General features: G+C 62.0%; 15 protein-coding genes, 1 pseudogene and 1 riboswitch. Of the genes and pseudogenes, 10 read left to right on the forward strand and 6 right to left on the reverse strand.

What is annotated here, in order from left to right; translation table 11 throughout:
* Positions 1-84: 84 nt before the first annotated feature.
* From JV201_RS02300 to JV201_RS02315, 4 genes are all read right to left on the reverse strand, one after another.
* Positions 85-1053: a hypothetical protein gene (locus JV201_RS02300; protein ID WP_008439131.1), complete on the reverse strand. Its 969-nt coding sequence runs from the start codon at positions 1051-1053 to the stop codon at positions 85-87.
* A gap of 41 nt (positions 1054-1094) precedes the next feature.
* The gene (locus JV201_RS02305; RefSeq protein ID WP_003209490.1) at positions 1095-1907 is read right to left on the reverse strand and encodes an aldo/keto reductase; all 813 of its coding nucleotides are present in this window, start codon (positions 1905-1907) and stop codon (positions 1095-1097) included.
* Positions 1904-3079 carry an FAD-binding oxidoreductase gene (locus tag JV201_RS02310; protein ID WP_219406462.1) on the reverse strand — a complete coding sequence of 392 codons (1176 nt, stop codon included), beginning with the start codon at positions 3077-3079 and terminating at the stop codon, positions 1904-1906. The genes JV201_RS02305 and JV201_RS02310 overlap by 4 nt, the downstream gene beginning before the upstream one ends.
* Positions 3080-3232: 153 nt before the next feature.
* Complete coding sequence (locus JV201_RS02315; RefSeq protein ID WP_003209492.1) at positions 3233-3568, reverse strand: multidrug efflux SMR transporter; 336 nt, start codon at positions 3566-3568, stop codon at positions 3233-3235.
* Between the two features lie 103 nt (positions 3569-3671).
* Here JV201_RS02315 and JV201_RS02320 point away from each other — a divergent pair, with 103 nt between their 5' ends.
* Both JV201_RS02320 and waaA read left to right on the forward strand, forming a co-directional pair.
* Entirely contained in the window at positions 3672-4562 is an 891-nt protein-coding gene (locus JV201_RS02320) for a LysR family transcriptional regulator (protein WP_008439125.1), read from the forward strand.
* A 23-nt stretch (positions 4563-4585) separates the two neighbouring features.
* Positions 4586-5863 (forward strand): lipid IV(A) 3-deoxy-D-manno-octulosonic acid transferase, encoded by a 1278-nt coding sequence (gene waaA, locus JV201_RS02325; RefSeq protein ID WP_177039703.1) that lies wholly within the window; start codon positions 4586-4588, stop codon positions 5861-5863.
* Positions 5864-5985: 122 nt separating this feature from the next.
* Here waaA and JV201_RS02330 read toward each other — a convergent pair whose 3' ends face one another.
* The gene (locus JV201_RS02330; RefSeq protein ID WP_102604279.1) at positions 5986-7425 is read right to left on the reverse strand and encodes a TolC family outer membrane protein; all 1440 of its coding nucleotides are present in this window, start codon (positions 7423-7425) and stop codon (positions 5986-5988) included.
* Positions 7426-7621: 196 nt separating this feature from the next.
* Positions 7622-7727, forward strand: a riboswitch (TPP riboswitch).
* A 145-nt stretch (positions 7728-7872) separates the two neighbouring features.
* Between JV201_RS02330 and thiC the strand changes: the two genes are divergently transcribed.
* Both thiC and cytX read left to right on the forward strand, forming a co-directional pair.
* Positions 7873-9777, forward strand: a complete 1905-nt coding sequence (gene thiC / locus JV201_RS02335) for a phosphomethylpyrimidine synthase ThiC (protein ID WP_008439122.1) — start codon at positions 7873-7875, stop codon at positions 9775-9777.
* 136 nt (positions 9778-9913) lie between these two features.
* Positions 9914-11203, forward strand: coding sequence for a putative hydroxymethylpyrimidine transporter CytX (cytX, locus tag JV201_RS02340; RefSeq protein ID WP_177008312.1), 1290 nt, complete (start codon positions 9914-9916; stop codon positions 11201-11203).
* Here cytX and JV201_RS02345 read toward each other — a convergent pair.
* Positions 11172-11918, reverse strand: coding sequence for an RsiV family protein (locus JV201_RS02345; protein ID WP_087692488.1), 747 nt, complete (start codon positions 11916-11918; stop codon positions 11172-11174). The genes cytX and JV201_RS02345 overlap by 32 nt on opposite strands.
* A gap of 211 nt (positions 11919-12129) precedes the next feature.
* Here JV201_RS02345 and JV201_RS02350 point away from each other — a divergent pair, with 211 nt between their 5' ends.
* The 6 genes and pseudogenes from JV201_RS02350 to JV201_RS29500 form a co-directional block, all read left to right on the forward strand.
* Positions 12130-12747, forward strand: a complete 618-nt coding sequence (locus JV201_RS02350; protein ID WP_003209505.1) for an NUDIX domain-containing protein — start codon at positions 12130-12132, stop codon at positions 12745-12747.
* Complete coding sequence (locus tag JV201_RS02355) at positions 12738-13187, forward strand: DUF1249 domain-containing protein (protein WP_003209507.1); 450 nt, start codon at positions 12738-12740, stop codon at positions 13185-13187. The genes JV201_RS02350 and JV201_RS02355 overlap by 10 nt, the downstream gene beginning before the upstream one ends.
* Positions 13188-13286: 99 nt before the next feature.
* A complete protein-coding gene (gene cpdA, locus JV201_RS02360) occupies positions 13287-14102 on the forward strand; it encodes a 3',5'-cyclic-AMP phosphodiesterase (protein WP_008439120.1) in 816 nt (271 codons plus the stop codon).
* Between the two features lie 49 nt (positions 14103-14151).
* Entirely contained in the window at positions 14152-14760 is a 609-nt protein-coding gene (locus tag JV201_RS02365; protein ID WP_219406463.1) for a YqiA/YcfP family alpha/beta fold hydrolase, read from the forward strand.
* 44 nt (positions 14761-14804) lie between these two features.
* Entirely contained in the window at positions 14805-16709 is a 1905-nt protein-coding gene (gene parE, locus JV201_RS02370; protein WP_003209518.1) for a DNA topoisomerase IV subunit B, read from the forward strand.
* Positions 16709-16917, forward strand: a pseudogene (locus tag JV201_RS29500) (DNA topoisomerase IV); the annotation flags it as partial. The gene parE and the pseudogene JV201_RS29500, both read left to right, overlap by 1 nt.

Raw genomic sequence — 16917 nt, forward strand, 5'->3', positions numbered from 1 at the left:
GTCAGCTGGCAGATGCAGTGACTGATACACCGCCTTCGCGAGCAAGCCCGCTCCCACATTTGACTGCCGCGACCTGACGTCCGGTTACCGGTTGGCTTTTTTCTTCGGCACGATCTTGCGCAAGATCTGCCGCGCCTTACCCGTCAAGCGCTTCAATTTCGATTCTTTCTCCGGCGCACTCAGCCCTTGCTGGCGCAGCCAGTCCTTCCAGCGGATCCGCTCATCCCGCACGATCCAGCCTTCCTGCTGGGCAAAGCTTTCAGCCAGATACAACCCTCGCGTACTCGCCGGATACAGCTGATCCTTCTTCAAGGTATACAGCTCCGCACACGGCTGCCCGTCCTTCAGCGGCATCAGGTACAGGTCCGGGCGCTGGCGGTCCAGGCGGGCCACCAATTGGTCGCCCTCCAGGCGCTCGTCCACATGAAACAGGCTCAGGGACTTCGCCTCCTTGGGCACTTCCAGGCGCAAGTCATAAATCAACTGCAACGAAGCCGTGGGCAGGTGCACGTAGGCGCGTGGTCGTTCAATCAATTGCATGGTGGCGCAGCGCACAGGGCGCGCGGCCCCGGACAGCGGTGAGAGGCGGAACGGCAACGCTTCGCGGTAGTGCAGGGCCGACGAGTAGGGCGCCGGCAGCCAGGTGTCATTGAAACGACCGCCCAGCCAGCCTTCCGGGGTTTCCAGCAGGCATTCCTCGGCGATTTCCTGGATGGCGGTGTGCAGTGGCAGGTTCAGTTCGTGGGCCGGCACATAGCCGGAGATCAGCTTGAGCACGACGTCGCCACGGTCTTGTCGGCGCTGGCGCACCAGCACCCAGTAATCGCGGTTCTGCCAGTGCAGCGTCAGGCGCACCGAGACCCCAAGGTTGGCCAGCTCCAGCACGAAACGCTCGGTGTCTTTCACCTCCACCGGCTTGCGCCGTTGCAGGGTCTGGGCGAAGTTGAGCGGCATGCCGACGCTCTGGTAGCTCAAGCCTTCGGGGGTTGCTTCGACGTGCAGCGGCAGTGTCTTGAAGTTGCTAGGGTTCTTTCTTATGAGCGTTCGCGGCATGTCGGCTCCTTCTTGCGTCGGGGTCGGCCGCGTCGGCGGCATCAGAGTTGGCGAATGACCTTGGCAGCGGTCGCCACGTTGTGGGCGAGGTGCAGCGGATTAATGGTCCCGACAATAGCACTGGCAACGCCAGTTTGCGCAAACAACAACATGAAACTGGCGTGAATTGGATCCACTCCGGATTCCAGGCAGACATGGCCACTGGCTAGTGCCTTTTTCACCAGGATGCCCTTGCCGTGTGCGGCGGCATAATCAATGACGGCTTTCTCGGCCTGTTCGTTCAAATTGTAGGTGACCATGGCGCAATCACCTTGTTCCAGAGCCTTTACACCGCCCTCGACGGTTTTGCCGGAGAAGCCGAAACCACGGATCTTGCCCTCGCGCTTGAGGTCTTCCAGGGTCTGGTAAACCTCGCAATCATTGAGAATATGCAGGTCGTTGCCGTCGGAGTGCACCAGCACCAGGTCGATAAAATCCGTTTCCAGTCGTTTCAGGCTGCGCTCCACCGAAAGCCGGGTGTGGGCTGCGCTGAAGTCGTGATGGGATACGCCTTCGGCAAATTCTTCGCCCACCTTGCTGACAATTACCCATTCCTGGCGCTGGCCGCGCAACAGCGGGCCCAGGCGTTCTTCGCTGCGGCCATAGGCGGGCGCAGTGTCGATCAGGTTGATGCCCAATTGCCGGGCCTGGCGTAACAGCATCCGCGCCGCATCGTCATCGGGAATCTGGAAGCCACTGGGGTATTTCACGCCTTGGTCGCGGCCCAGCTTGACGGTGCCCAGGCCCAGCGGCGAGACCAGCAGGCCGGTGCTGCCCAGCGGGCGGTGGAGGTCGTGCAGAGTCGGCAGGGTCATGGCAGCAGTTGCTCCCAGGCGGGTTGGGCGATGGCGGGTTTCGGCAGCTCGGGCAGTTTTTCGGTAGTTCCGGGCTTGATGCCGTCACGTTTCAGTGCGTTGATCACTCGATCGGCGAAATCCGGTGCCAATGCCAGCTTGGTCGGCCAGCCCACCAACAGGCGATCCTGTTCGGCGAGGAACGCGTTGTCCGGGCGGGTCAGGCCTGACTGCAATGGTTCGGCGCGGTCGACGCGCAAGGTGGCCCATTGGGTCTGGCTCATGTCGATCCAGGGCAGCAACTGCCCCAGCTCTTTTTGGGCGGTGGCGATCTGTTGCTCCGGGGTGCGGGCCACACCTTCGGCTTCGGCGATATCGCCGCCCAGGTACCACACCCAATTGCCGTCGGCGGCGGGATGCGTGGTCACGGTGATGCGCGGCTTGGTGCCGCCCCCCAGGCAGTGGGCGTACAGCGGCTTCAGGCCGGGGCCCTTGGCGATGATCATGTGCAGCGGTCGGCGTTGCATGGCGGGCTGGCTCAGGCCCAGGGCGCCGAGCAGGTCAGCGGTGCCGCCGCCGGCGCTGACGACGATACGCTGGGCGCGGATCTCACGGCCATCGACCTTCAGGCCGACCAGTGTGCCTTGTTCCAGCAAGGGTTCGATCTGTTTACCCGCGAGCAAACCGTCGCCGGCCAATTGCGCCAGGCGTTCGATAAGGCTTGGGACGTCGATCACCAGTTCGGCCAGGCGATAGACCTTGCCCTTGAAGCGGCGATCTTGCAGGGCCGGTGGCAGGTCATCGCCCTTCACTTGATCCACGCGGCCACGCACGGCCTTGCTCGCGAAGAAACTGGTGAGGTTGCCGGCGATGGTGCCCGGCGACCACAAATAGTGGGCTTCGGACAGCAGGCGCACACCGGAGAGATCCAGTTCACCGTTGCCCGCCAGGGCTTCGCGCCAGCGGCGGGGCATGTCGGCGATGGCTTCGGAGGCACCGGTCAGGGCGCCGTGCAGTGCATATTTGGCGCCGCCGTGGATGATCCCCTGGGACTTCACGCTTTGCCCGCCACCGAGGGTGGCGCTTTCCACCAATACCGTGGAAAAGCCCTGGCGGCGCAGGCGCGCATTGAGCCAGAGGCCGGCAACCCCGGCGCCGACAATCAGAACGTCGGTGGAAATAACGGATGGCATGCAGCGACCTCAGTGTTCAAGACAGGCTGCGCAGTATACAGGCTCATGAAGTGAATCTTCGCCCCAACGCTCCCTGATGACAGACGCACCGCGGGAGCTGTCGAGTGGAACGAGGCTGCGAGTTTCGGCCTCAATTGAATCTCACGTGAACGCTCAGTGCCCGGCCGTTTTCGAGAACAACTGAATCACCACCACGCCCAGCACAATCAGGCCCATGCCCAGCATCGCCGGGATATCCAGTTTCTGCCCGTAGATAAACAGCGCGGCGATGCTGACCATCACGATGCCCATCCCGGCCCACACTGCATACGCGACACCCACCGGCACGGTGCGCACCACCAGCGTGAGCATCCAGAAGGCCACGCCGTAGCCGACGATCACCAGCAACAACGGGATTGGCGTGCTGAAACCCTTGATCGCTTTCATGGAAACGGTGGCGATCACTTCCGAGCAGATGGCAATGGCCAGGTAATAGTAGGCGGCGTTCATGGGGTAAATCCTCGGTACAGGGTCGCTTGATAAGGTTGGCATTTTAGAGACTTGTCAGATGCGGTAAAGTCATTACCTATCCGAATTGAAGATGGGTTGAGCCATGAGCGTGCAGTGGAGTCTTGAGCAAATGCGCCTGTTTGTCAGCGTCGCCGAGCAGCGTTCATTTTCGGCGGTGGCGCGGGACCAGCGTCGGGCGCAATCGGCGGTCAGCAATGGGATTGCCCTGTTGGAGGCGGACCTGGGCGTATCCCTGTTTGACCGCAGCAGCGGCCGCCAGCCCCGTTTGACCGAGGCGGGCACGGCACTGCTCGAGGAGGCGCGGGAAGTCTTGCGCCAGTGCGAGCGCCTGAATGGCCGTGCCTTGTCATTGATGCGCGGTGAAGAGGCGCGCCTGCGCCTGGCCCAGGATGAAGCCATGCTCTATCAGCCGGTGCTCGATAGCCTCGAAGCGCTGGCGGGAAAATTTCCCAGCCTGGAAGTGCAGTTGTCCAGCGCCGCCCAAGGCGATGTCGCGCGCAAGCTGGTGGAGCGCAAGGCGGATCTGGGCCTGCTGTTCTATCACGATCAGATCCCCGAAGCGTTGGAGCGCCGCGTGCTGGGCAGTGTGGAGATGGTGACCGTGTGCGGTATCGGGCATCCCATGGCCAAGGAACAGTTCGTGGATTGCCAGCGCCTGGCACAGTTTCGCCAATTGCTGATGGCGACCCAGACCAGTGTGTATCCCGGCAGCGAGGCCGCCAGCCCGCAAGTGTGGCGGGCTGACAGTTTCTACGTGCTGGCCGAATGGCTTGCGCGCGGCCTGGGTTGGGCCTGGTTGCCGCGGCATGTGGTGCAGTATCCGGCCTATCAGAACCAGATGGTCGAACTGAACAGCGAATGGACCCCGCCGGCGCTGGTGGTGGAGCTGGTCTGGCGCCGCGACGAGCCCCTCGGCCCGGCCGCGCGTTTCCTCGCCGAACGTTTTGCCGAGTGCTTGCAGGCGATCGACTGAAAAAGCCGATAAACTCCGCCGCCATGAATAGAACTCTCTACAGCTGTCTGTTTTACCTGGCGCTGCCGTTGGTGGCTTTACGTCTGTGGCTGCGAGCCCGCAAAGCGCCTGCTTACGCGAAGCGCGTGGGAGAACGCTTCTCCTGGGGCTTGCCGGTGATGCAACCCGGCGGGATCTGGGTGCATGCGGTGTCGGTGGGCGAAAGCATCGCCGCTGCGCCGATGATTCGCGGGCTGCTGGAACGTTATCCACAGCTGCCGATCACCGTCACCTGCATGACGCCCACCGGCTCCGAGCGCATCCAGGCGTTGTTCGCCAACGAGCCGCGCATCCAGCACTGCTACCTGCCGTACGATTTGCCTTGTGCGGCCAAGCGGTTTCTCGATCGCGTGCAGCCGAAACTGGCGGTGATCATGGAGACCGAACTGTGGCCCAACCATATTCACCAGTGCGCCAAACGCGGGATTCCCGTGGCATTGGCCAACGCGCGGCTGTCGGCTCGCTCGGCCAAGGGCTACGGGCGTTTCGCCAGGCTGACCGCGCCGATGCTGGCGGAAATGAGTCTGTTCGCGGTCCAGACCGAAACCGAGGCCGAGCGTTTTCGCAGCCTGGGTGCACGGCCCGAGACTGTCGAAGTCACCGGCTCGATCAAGTTCGACCTGACCATCGACCCGCAACTGCTGGCGCGCGCCGCCGCGTTGCGTGAACAGTGGCACGCCAGTGAACGCCCGGTGTGGATCGCCGCCAGCACCCACGAAGGCGAAGACGAAGTGGTGCTCGCTGCCCATCGCCAGTTGCTTGCCAGTTATCCCAATGCGTTGCTGATCCTGGTGCCGCGCCATCAGGAGCGCTTCAACCCGATGTTCGAGCTGTGCCAGCAACAGGGTTTCGCCACGGTGCGTCGCTCCAGCGGCGAGGCGGTGACGGCGCAAACCTCGGTGTTGCTGGGCGACACCATGGGCGAGTTGCTGTTTCTGTATGCCCTGGCCGACAGCGCTTTTGTCGGCGGTAGCCTGGTTGCCACGGGCGGGCATAACCCGTTGGAGCCGGCGGCCTTGGCCAAGCCGGTGATCTGCGGGCCCCACGTGTTCAACTTCCTGGAAATCAGCGCAATGATGCGCGACGCCGGCGCGTTGCAGGAAGTGGACGATGCCGAGGGTTTGGCGGTGGCGGTGCAGCGTTTGTTCGAGCTGCCGCAGGACGCGCAAAAGATGGGGCAGGCGGGGCTGGCGGTGATGCGCGCCAATCAGGGGGCATTGAAGCGTTTGCTGGACGGATTGGGCAGACTGCTTAACGTCTAACAACACAAATCAAATGTGGGAGCGGGCTTGCTCGCGAATGCGCAGTGTCAGTCAGCGAATAAGTCGACTGATACACCGCTTTCGCGAGCAAGCCCGCTCCCACATTGGGTTAACGGGCAGTCTTAGTAACCCGGGTTAGCCTTCAGCTGCGCCGCGGCGGCCTTGGCCAGGTCCGGCGGCAGGAAGTCCTTGTCCGGGTTGTAGTCGGCCTTCAGGTAACGCGCCAGATCCTGCAAGTCCCCCGGGTTCAACGTGCCCGCCGCCTGCTTCAAGCGCAGGTTGTCGAGGATGTAGTCGTAGCGGCTGTTGTTGTAGTTGCGCACCGAGGTGTACAGCTGGCGCTGGGCGTCCAGCACATCGACGATATTGCGCGTGCCCACCTGGTAACCGATTTCCGTGGCTTCCACCGCGCTCTGGTTGGAGATGATCGACTGACGGCGCGCCTGTACCTGCTCCACATCGGTGTTCACCGCGCGGTGCAGGTTGCGGGTGTTTTCCACCACCTGGCGACGCAGGCCTTCGCGTTGCTGCTCGGTCTGGCCCAGGCGGGAATAGGATTCGCGCACTTGCGAGCTGGTCAGGCCGCCGCTGTACAGCGGGATGCTCAACTGCAAGCCTACGGTGCGTTGCGACACGTCACCGTGATACGGCTGGCCAAAGGCGCTCGGGTTGCTGAAGCCCAGGGCGTCGTTGTCACCTTTTTCATATTGCGCCACGGCATCCAGTGTGGGCGCGTGGCCGGCCTTGCGTTGCTTGAGGGTTTCTTCGGCGGCGGTGACGGCATAGTTGCTGGCCAGCAGGTTCAGGTTCTGGCGGCCGGCGGTTTCGACCCAGGCCTTGGCGTCGTTCGGCGCCGGCGGCAGCACCGGCAGCGTGTGGACGATGCCCTGGATCGAGTTGTACTGGCGGTTGGTCAGGGTGATCAGCGCTTCGAAGGCGTCGTCCACCTGGCGCTGGGCCAGGATCCGGTTGGCCCGTGCGGTGTCGTAGCTGGCCTGGGATTGCAGCACGTCGGTCTTGTCCGACAGGCCGACGTCAAAGCGTTCGTTGGACTGGTCCAACTGGCGCTTGAACGCGGCTTCTTCGGCCTTGGTGGACGCCAGGTTGTCCTGGGCCCGCAGCACGGCGAAGTAGTTTTCGGCGCTTTGCAGGATCAGGTTCTGTTCGGTGGCCGAGAGTTGCAGCGCGGCCTGCTCGTTGACGGCTTCAGCGGCTTGCAGCTGGAACCAGCGATCAGCGCGGAACAGCGGCTGGCTCAAGGTCGCGCGCCAGGAATGGGCGTCGCGGTTGACCGTGGCGGCGGGCTGGTCCAGCTGGGTGCGCACATTGTTGATGTCGGCACCGGCCGACAGGTTCGGCAGCAACCCGGCGCGGGCCTGGGGCACCACTTCTTTCTGCGCGCCGTATTGGGCGCGGGCGGCGGCCAGGTCGGCGTTGTTGTCCACCGCTTCCTGGTAGACGCTGACCAGGTCGGTTTTGGTCGTCAGGGGCGCTTCAGCTGCCCAGACCAGTCCGTTGGTCGCACAAGACACGGCGAGAGCCAGTGAAAGTTTGCGCAGCATGAGGCGATCCCTAGATTAAATATTACGGCGATAATTTGGTGCCCAAGGCTAAGGCGGCCCATTCCTGGCGTCAAGACCTCAGGCAGTCACCGAGTGTAGTGGCGCTATCACGGCACAACAATCCTGTAATTACGCCATTCATCACGATGAATGCACCGCCGTTGGCAATTTGCCTGCTCCATGGTCTAGACTGGCCGCGTTCTTGTCGGGGTGCCTTGTTGGAAGGCTGAGATCGGTAAATACCGGATCCCGTTGAACCTGATCAGGTTAGCGCCTGCGTAGGGAACAAGATTTCTCGTCACCCGGCGAGTCCTCTTGTGCTTCGTCCGGGATGTTGTTCGACAATCGAACAGCCCGTGCGCCAAGCACAGCACTGTCACAGTGCGTCCATCCGTCACAGGTTCACTCCGACAAAAATCCACCGCCTGGATAGTTGGAGAGCCCGTGATGAGCATCGAATTAAAAAGCCAAAAATCAAAAAACACCGTGCACTTGAGTGAATCGGCCAAGGTCGACTCCGGTTCCGTGCAGCCGTTTACCCGCTCGCAAAAAATCTACGTTCAGGGCACCCGTCCGGATATCCGCGTGCCGATGCGCGAAGTCAGTCTCGACGTGACCCCCACCGACTTCGGCGGCGAAATCAATGCGCCCGTAGTGGTCTACGACACCTCAGGCCCCTACACCGACCCGAACGTGATCATCGACGTGCGCAAAGGCCTGGGCGATGTGCGCTCGCCGTGGATCGAATCCCGCGGCGACACTGAGCGCCTGTCGGGCTTGAGCTCGCACTTCGGCCAACAGCGCCTGAGCGATGCCGAGCTGACCGCGCTGCGTTTTGCCCACGTGAAAAACCCGCGCCGTGCCAAGGCCGGGGCCAACGTCACCCAGATGCACTACGCCCGCAAAGGCATCATCACCGCCGAGATGGAATACGTCGCCATCCGCGAAAACATGAAGCTGGAAGAGGCCCGCGCCGCCGGCCTGCTGGACCAGCAACACGCCGGCCACAGCTTCGGCGCCAGCGTGCCGAAAATCATCACCCCGGAATTTGTCCGCGAAGAAATCGCCCGTGGCCGCGCGATCATCCCGGCCAACATCAACCACACCGAACTGGAACCGATGATCATCGGCCGTAACTTCCTGGTGAAGATCAACGGCAACATCGGCAACAGCGCCCTGGGTTCGTCCATCGAAGAAGAAGTGGCGAAACTGACCTGGGGCATTCGCTGGGGTTCGGACACGGTGATGGACCTGTCCACCGGCAAGCACATCCATGAAACCCGCGAGTGGATCATCCGCAACTCGCCGGTGCCGATCGGTACCGTGCCGATCTACCAGGCCCTGGAAAAAGTCGGCGGCGCCGCTGAAGACCTGACCTGGGAGCTGTTCCGCGACACCCTGATCGAACAGGCCGAGCAGGGCGTCGACTACTTCACCATCCACGCCGGCGTATTGCTGCGCTATGTACCGCTGACCGCCAAGCGCGTCACCGGCATCGTGTCCCGTGGTGGTTCGATCATGGCCAAGTGGTGCCTGGCGCACCACAAAGAGAACTTCACCTACACCCATTTCGACGAAATCTGCGAAATCATGAAGGCCTACGACGTCAGCTTCTCCCTGGGAGACGGCCTGCGCCCGGGCTCGATTGCCGACGCCAACGACGCCGCGCAATTCGGCGAGCTGGAAACCCTCGGCGAGTTGACCAAGATTGCCTGGAAGCACGACGTGCAAACCATGATCGAAGGCCCGGGCCACGTGCCGATGCAGTTGATCAAGGAGAACATGGACAAGCAGCTGGAGTGCTGCGACGAAGCGCCGTTCTACACCCTCGGTCCGCTGACCACCGACATCGCCCCGGGTTATGACCACATCACCTCGGGCATCGGGGCGGCGATGATCGGCTGGTTCGGTTGCGCGATGCTCTGCTACGTCACGCCGAAGGAGCATTTGGGCCTGCCGAACAAGGACGATGTGAAGACCGGGATCATCACCTACAAGATCGCGGCCCATGCGGCGGACTTGGCCAAGGGGCATCCGGGGGCGCAGATTCGTGACAACGCGTTGAGCAAGGCGCGCTTTGAATTCCGTTGGGAGGACCAGTTCAACCTGGGCCTGGACCCGGACACGGCGCGTTCTTACCACGATGAAACCTTGCCGAAGGACTCGGCCAAGGTCGCGCATTTCTGCTCGATGTGCGGGCCGAAATTCTGCTCGATGAAGATCACCCAGGAAGTGCGTGAGTACGCGGCCAACCAGCGCATTGAAGCGGTGGATGTGGACGTGGCCAAGGGACTGGCGGAGCAGGCGGAGCGGTTCAAGCAGGAAGGTAGCCAGCTGTACAAAAAGGTCTGAACCNNNTGATCGTTCCCACGCTCCGCGTGGGAATGCATCCCGTGACGCTCCGCGTCACAAAAGCGGACGCAGAGCGTCCAAAGCGGCATTCCCACGCAGAGCGTGGGAACGATCATGTCCCTCTGAGATAACACCCTTGAGCATTCAACCCAGCACCTATTCCCCAGACATCGCAGTCCCCTTGGACAAACGCGTCTTCGGCGCCCGCGATCTCTTTTCCCTGTGGTTCTCCCTGGGCATCGGCCTGATGGTCCTGCAAACCGGTGCACTGTTGGCGCCGGGCCTGGGCCTCTCCGGTTCCTTACTGGCAATTTTCCTCGGCACTTTGGTCGGCGTGCTGTTGCTGGCCGCCGTCGGCGTGATCGGCAGCGATACCGGCCTGTCATCCATGGCCGCCCTGAAACTCAGCCTCGGCACCAAGGGCGCAAGCCTGCCGGCGCTGCTGAACCTGCTGCAGCTGATCGGCTGGGGCTCATTCGAAATCATCGTGATGCGCGACGCCGCCAGCCTGTTGGGCGCCCGCGCGTTCAGCGAAGGCAGCCTGCTGACCAGCCCATTGTTCTGGACCCTGGTATTCGGTGCCCTCGCGACCTTGCTTGCCGTCAGCGGTCCGCTGACCTTCGTGCGGCAGATCCTGCGCAAGTGGGGCATCTGGCTGCTGCTGGCCGCCTGCCTGTGGCTGACCTGGAACCTGTTTGCCAAGGCCGACCTGGCCACTCTCTGGGCCCAGGCTGGTGACGGTTCGATGCCGTTTGCCGTTGGCTTCGATATCGCGATTGCCATGCCGCTGTCCTGGCTGCCACTGATTGCCGACTACTCACGTTTCGGCAAACGCGCGAAAAACGTGTTCGGCGGCACGGCACTGGGTTTCTTCATCGGTAACTTCTGGCTGATGAGCCTTGGCGTGGCCTACACCCTGGCGTTTGCGCCGAGCGGTGAAGTGAATGCGTTGCTGCTGGCATTGGCCGGAGCCGGCCTGGGGATTCCTCTGCTGCTGATCCTGTTGGATGAATCAGAAAACGCGTTCGCCGATATTCACTCGGCGGCGGTGTCCAGCGGGATTCTGTTGCGCTTGAAAGTCGAGCACCTGGCATTGGCCATTGGCGTTATCTGCACGCTGATCGCCTGCTTTGCACCGTTGGCGCAGTACCAGAACTTCCTGCTGCTGATCGGCTCGGTGTTCGCGCCGCTGTTCGGCGTGGTGCTGGTGGATCACTTCATCCTGCGCCGTCGTGGCCATGGTGTTGCCGCCAACCTGCGCTGGCCGGCACTGCTGGCGTGGCTTGGAGGGATCAGCACCTATCACCTGTTGGCGAATCTGTACCCTGATGTCGGCGCGACCCTGCCGGCGCTGGTGCTGGCAGGGCTGTTGCACTTCATCCTGGGCCGGGCCTTCAGTGGCGTGCGGGCACCAGCTCAGGCTTGATCACGCCGGTGAGGCGCGCATAGGGGATGGTCATTTCGATCAGCCCCAATGCGTACGGCGCGATGGTGGTCACGTTGTACTTGAGCACCACGCCATTGCTGGTCAGCGCCACATTCGGGGTTTTCTGGAACGGCCAGTTCTTCACGAACTCCGGGTCACGGTCCATCTGCGAGTTGATCAGCCAGTTGTTGTGGGCGACTTTCGCGGTCTTCCAGAATGCATCTTCCTGGCCCGGCAACAGCATGTCGGTCAGGCTCAGCTCTTTGTGCAGCAGGCGTGAATAGTTGATGAAGCCGCGGCCCGGCTCGCCGTGGGCGGTGCCGGTGTCCAGGTAGCTGGACACTTCGATGATCACCAGTCCGTCATGCTGCTCACGTACCTTGGCCTGCAAGTACATGCTGTTGCGGTCCGGGGACTCACGCAAGAACTTGTCGCGGTAGGCGTTCAGGGTGGCGGGCATGGCCTGGCCAGGTGAAGTGCGGGCCATCTGCAGCAGGCGCTGTTCGATGATCTGGTCCAACTGCGGCTCGGACGGGAAGTGCACGGTATCGATATTTACCAGCGGGCAATCCGGACTGCTGCAGCCGGGTTTGATCTGCTCGGAGGCGTCGGCGGTGGTGTCCAGCGGCTTCAGATAGGCCGGTTGGAACAGGCTCTGGCAAGCACCCAGGGTCAAGGCGATACAGGCCACGGAGGCGATTTTTAAAAGCGACATGTGTGTCCTTCATAAATCGAGGAAAGGTGAAAATGTGGAGCTTCGACTCCCGACAAGGCAGTCAGTTCGCCACTAAGCTGATTAGAGTGAGTTTGACGCCCGCCGTCTATCCCGGCAACCGGAAAGGGGCTGCATCAAGGGGCACGAGCGCGTTAGGATGGCGCGATGTCGAGGCCGCCTCGACACCGCAAGGCAATAAACGAGGGTTGATATGACGGACACAGCGAAATCGACGCCGAGCAAGGTCGAGATTGTTCAGCGCGACAATGCCTACAAGGGCTTCTACAAACTGGATCGGCTGAAACTGCGGCACGAGAAGTTTGATGGCGGCATGAGCCGTGAACTCAATCGCGAAGTCTTTGTGCGTCATGACGCCGTGTGTGTACTGCCCTACGACCCGCAGCGCGATGAAGTGGTGCTGATCGAGCAGTTTCGCGTCGGCGCCATGGGGCGTACCGACAACCCGTGGCTGATCGAAATGGTCGCTGGCCTGATCGACAAGGATGAGCAACCGGAGGAGGTTGCACACCGCGAAGCCGAGGAGGAAGCTGGCCTTACATTCTCCGCACTCTGGCCGATCACCAAGTACTTTCCGTCGCCGGGTGGCAGCACCGAATTTGTCCACTTGTTCCTGGGCCGTTGCGAAAGCGCCGGGGCCGGTGGCGTCCATGGACTGGAAGAGGAAGCCGAAGATATCCGCGTCACCGTCTGGGCCTTTGAAGACGCCCTGCAGGCGGTACGTGACGGTAAAATTTCCAACGCAGCGAGCATTATTGCCCTGCAATGGCTTGCGCTTAATCGCGCGGAAGTGAGGGGGTTATGGCAGTAAAGGCACGGGAGCGATATCGGGTTGACCTGATCGGGCTGCAAGCAGCCTGCGAGGCCAACTATGCACGGCTGATGCGGCTGCTGCCAGACATGCGCCACACCCCCGAGGCGCGGCGCATTGCCGTGACCCACGGCGACCAGATGCTCGGCGTGCTGACCCTGGAAGTGATCGTGAACTGCCCGTACACCACCACTTTGCGGGTGCGTCAGGAGCACAGCCTGCCGTGGCTGCCGGTGCCGCAGCTGGAAGTGCAGGTGTACCACGACGCACGCATGGCCGAAGTGATCAGCGCCGAACATGCACGACGCTTTCGCAGCATCTATCCTTACCCCAACGTGTTCATGCACCAACCCGATGAGAAAGCACAGCTCAATGTGTTCCTCGGTGAATGGTTGAGTCACTGCCTGGCCCTGGGCCACGAGTTCGAAGTCGTTCGATAGATGTGAACTGCGTCCGCTTCACGGGTTTCCTCTTTGTGTCCTGCCCCAGCATAATCGCCTCAAATGTCCATTCCTGTGATCACGCCCTGGGAGAACGCCTTGCCGAGCGTATCCGCCATGAACCCTGACGCTTCGGCGTTGCTGGTGCAGTTGTCCGACAGTCACCTGTTTGCCGAGGCGGACGGCGGCCTGCTGGGCATGAATACCCGCGAGAGCCTGCAACGGGTGATCGACACGGTGTTGGTGCAGCAGCCGCAGATTGATCTGGTGCTGGCCACCGGGGATTTGTCCCAGGACGGTACGCTGGAGTCGTATCAGGCGTTTCGTGACATGACGCGGCAGATTCAGGCGCCGGCGCGCTGGATCCCGGGGAATCACGATGAGCCGCAGGTGATGCTGCAAGCGGCGATCAACAGTGCGTTGCTGGAACCGGTGGTGGATGTGGGTAACTGGCGGATTACCCTGCTGGACTCGGCGGTGCCGGGCTCGGTGCCGGGGTATTTGCAGGACCAGCAACTGCAACTGTTGGCGCAATCGTTGAGTGAGGCGCCGACTCGGCATCATCTGGTGTGTTTTCACCATCATCCGGTGTCGATTGGGTGCGCTTGGATGGAGCCCATCGGTTTGCGCAATCCTGAGGCGTTGTTTGCGGTGCTGGATCGGTTTCCGCAGGTGCGGGCGGTGCTTTGGGGGCATGTGCATCAGGAAATTGACCGGGAGCGCAATGGGGTGCGTTTGTTGGCTTCGCCTTCTACCTGTATTCAGTTCGCTCCCGGGAGTGAGGATTTCAGCGTGAGTGAGCAGGCACCCGGGTATCGCTGGCTGCGGTTGCATGCCGACGGGCGGTTGGAAACCGGTGTGGAGCGGGTGCAGGGCTTCGCGTTTCAGGTGGATTACGGTAGCAACGGCTACTGAGATTTCCCTGTAAACTGCGCCTCTTTGGCAGACCCACAGAGGACCCGGAATGTCCGCATCGATCTTGTATATCCACGGTTTCAACAGCGCACCAGCCTCCAACAAGGCCAGCCAGTTGATCACCGTGATGGACAGCCTCGGTCTGGCCGACCAACTGCGCGTGCCGGCCCTGCATCACCACCCCCGCCAGGCGATCCCCCAGTTGGAGGCGGCTATCCGTGACCTCGGAATGCCACTGCTGGTAGGCAGCTCACTCGGCGGCTACTATGCAACCCATCTTGCCGAACGCCATGGCCTCAACGCCTTGCTGGTCAACCCGGCAGTCAGCCCTCATCGGATGTTCGACGGTTACCTGGGCACCCAGAAGAACCTCTACACCGATGAGACCTGGGAGCTGACCCACGACCACGTCGCGGCCCTGGCCGAGCTGGAAGTGCCGGCGCCCCAGGACGCCCAGCGTTATCAGGTGTGGTTGCAGACCGGCGATGAAACACTGGATTATCGCCTCGCCCAGCAGTATTACCGGGCCTGTGCCTTGCGCCTCCAGGCCGGTGGCGATCACGGTTACCAGGGCTTCGCCCAACAGTTACCGGCGCTGTTGAGTTTTGCCGGCATAGGCTCCGATCAGTACCAATCCTTCGATTTCACCGCATTGTGAAACCGCAGGTTACTTTTTAATCGAACGACTCACGACGAGACCCCATGGCCACTCCCAGCGCTAGCTCTTATAACGCCGACGCCATCGAAGTCCTCTCGGGCCTCGACCCGGTGCGCAAACGCCCCGGCATGTACACCGACACCAGTCGGCCGAACCACCTTGCCCAGGAAGTCATCGACAACAGCGTCGACGAAGCCTTGGCCGGGCACGCCAAGTCGGTACAAGTCATCCTTCACGCCGACCATTCCCTGGAAGTGTCCGACGACGGTCGTGGCATGCCGGTGGACATTCACCCGGAAGAGGGTGTGTCGGGCGTCGAGCTGATCCTCACCAAGCTGCACGCCGGCGGCAAGTTCTCCAACAAGAACTACCAGTTCTCCGGTGGCTTGCACGGTGTGGGTATTTCCGTGGTCAACGCCCTGTCGAACCACGTACGGGTCAAGGTCAAGCGCGACGGCAACGAGTATCAGATGACTTTCGCCGATGGCTACAAGGCCACCGACCTGGAAGTGATCGGCACCGTCGGCAAGCGCAATACCGGCACCAGCGTGTACTTCGCGCCGGACCCGAAATACTTCGATTCACCCAAATTCTCCATCAGCCGCCTCAAGCATGTGCTCAAGGCCAAGGCTGTGCTGTGCCCGGGCCTGCTGGTCAGCTTTGAAGACAAAGGCACCGGCGAAAAGGTCGAGTGGCATTACGAAGACGGCCTGCGTTCCTACCTGGAAGACTCTGTCAGCGAATTCGAGCGCCTGCCGAACGAGCCGTTCTGCGGCAGCCTGGCGGGTAATAAAGAAGCCGTGGACTGGGCCTTGTTGTGGCTGCCGGAAGGTGGCGACAGCGTCCAGGAAAGCTACGTCAACCTGATCCCGACAGCCCAGGGCGGTACCCACGTCAACGGTTTGCGCCAGGGCTTGCTGGATGCCATGCGCGAATTCTGCGAATACCGCAGCCTGCTGCCGCGCGGCGTGAAGCTGGCGCCGGAAGACGTCTGGGAGCGGATCGCGTTCGTCCTGTCGATGAAAATGCAGGAGCCGCAATTCTCCGGCCAGACCAAGGAGCGCCTGTCGTCCCGTGAGGCAGCGGCGTTTGTCTCCGGGGTGGTCAAGGATGCCTTCAGCCTGTGGCTCAACGAACACCCTGAATTGGGCCTGGCCCTGGCGGAACTGGCGATCAACAACGCCGGCCGTCGCCTGAAGGCCAGCAAGAAAGTCGAACGCAAGCGCATTACCCAGGGCCCGGCACTGCCTGGCAAGCTGGCGGACTGCGCCGGGCAAGACCCGATGCGCTCCGAGCTGTTCCTGGTGGAAGGTGATTCTGCCGGCGGTTCCGCCAAGCAAGCGCGGGACAAGGAATTCCAGGCGATCCTGCCCCTGCGCGGCAAGATCCTAAACACCTGGGAAGTCGATGGCAGCGAAGTACTGGCCAGCCAGGAAGTGCACAACATTGCCGTGGCCATCGGTGTCGACCCGGGCGCGGCGGACATGAGTCAGCTGCGCTACGGCAAGATCTGCATCCTCGCCGACGCCGACTCCGACGGCTTGCACATTGCGACCTTGCTCTGTGCACTGTTCGTCCAGCACTTCCGCCCATTGGTGGATGCCGGTCACGTCTATGTCGCCATGCCGCCGCTGTACCGCATCGACCTGGGCAAAGAGATTTTCTACGCCCTGGACGAAGCCGAGCGCGATGGCATTCTCGACCGCCTGGTGGCCGAGAAGAAACGCGGCAAGCCGCAGGTCACCCGATTCAAGGGCCTGGGTGAGATGAACCCGCCGCAGCTGCGGGAAACCACCATGGACCCGAACACTCGGCGCCTGGTGCAGTTGACCCTGGAAGATTTCGCCGCCACCTCGGAAATGATGGACATGTTGCTGGCGAAGAAACGCGCGCCGGATCGCAAGAACTGGCTGGAGTCCAAGGGCAACCTGGCCGAGGTTCTGGGCTGATGCGCAGCAGTTTCGCCCTGGCGATTCTGTTGTTGAGCGGGTTGGCGACCACCTCGGTGGTCGCGGCGCCCGTGGCTGAGCTGAAGCTGTTGGCGGAACACCCGGTGGAAGGCATGCGCGGCGGTAACCTGTCGGGCCTGGCCTTATGCGGTAGCGAATTGTGGACAGTCTCCGATCGCGATGACGATCAGATCTACCGGCTCGATAT

It is taken from the genome of Pseudomonas sp. Colony2 (assembly GCF_019382755.1).
Taxonomy (GTDB): Bacteria; Pseudomonadota; Gammaproteobacteria; order Pseudomonadales; family Pseudomonadaceae; genus Aquipseudomonas.

What these genes read in the sequence shown, in the direction of transcription:
- JV201_RS02320 (WP_008439125.1), top strand. Translation starts at nt 3,672, where the DNA reads ATGAGCGTGCAGTGGAGTCTTGAGCAAATGCGCCTGTTTGTCAGCGTC.
- JV201_RS02300 (WP_008439131.1), bottom strand. Translation starts at nt 1,053, where the DNA reads ATGCCGCGAACGCTCATAAGAAAGAACCCTAGCAACTTCAAGACACTG.
- JV201_RS02330 (WP_102604279.1), bottom strand. Translation starts at nt 7,425, where the DNA reads ATGCTGCGCAAACTTTCACTGGCTCTCGCCGTGTCTTGTGCGACCAAC.
- JV201_RS02315 (WP_003209492.1), bottom strand. Translation starts at nt 3,568, where the DNA reads ATGAACGCCGCCTACTATTACCTGGCCATTGCCATCTGCTCGGAAGTG.
- JV201_RS02345 (WP_087692488.1), bottom strand. Translation starts at nt 11,918, where the DNA reads ATGTCGCTTTTAAAAATCGCCTCCGTGGCCTGTATCGCCTTGACCCTG.
- JV201_RS02355 (WP_003209507.1), top strand. Translation starts at nt 12,738, where the DNA reads ATGGCAGTAAAGGCACGGGAGCGATATCGGGTTGACCTGATCGGGCTG.
- JV201_RS02350 (WP_003209505.1), top strand. Translation starts at nt 12,130, where the DNA reads ATGACGGACACAGCGAAATCGACGCCGAGCAAGGTCGAGATTGTTCAG.
- JV201_RS02310 (WP_219406462.1), bottom strand. Translation starts at nt 3,079, where the DNA reads ATGCCATCCGTTATTTCCACCGACGTTCTGATTGTCGGCGCCGGGGTT.
- parE (WP_003209518.1), top strand. Translation starts at nt 14,805, where the DNA reads ATGGCCACTCCCAGCGCTAGCTCTTATAACGCCGACGCCATCGAAGTC.
- JV201_RS02305 (WP_003209490.1), bottom strand. Translation starts at nt 1,907, where the DNA reads ATGACCCTGCCGACTCTGCACGACCTCCACCGCCCGCTGGGCAGCACC.
- JV201_RS02365 (WP_219406463.1), top strand. Translation starts at nt 14,152, where the DNA reads ATGTCCGCATCGATCTTGTATATCCACGGTTTCAACAGCGCACCAGCC.
- thiC (WP_008439122.1), top strand. Translation starts at nt 7,873, where the DNA reads ATGAGCATCGAATTAAAAAGCCAAAAATCAAAAAACACCGTGCACTTG.
- waaA (WP_177039703.1), top strand. Translation starts at nt 4,586, where the DNA reads ATGAATAGAACTCTCTACAGCTGTCTGTTTTACCTGGCGCTGCCGTTG.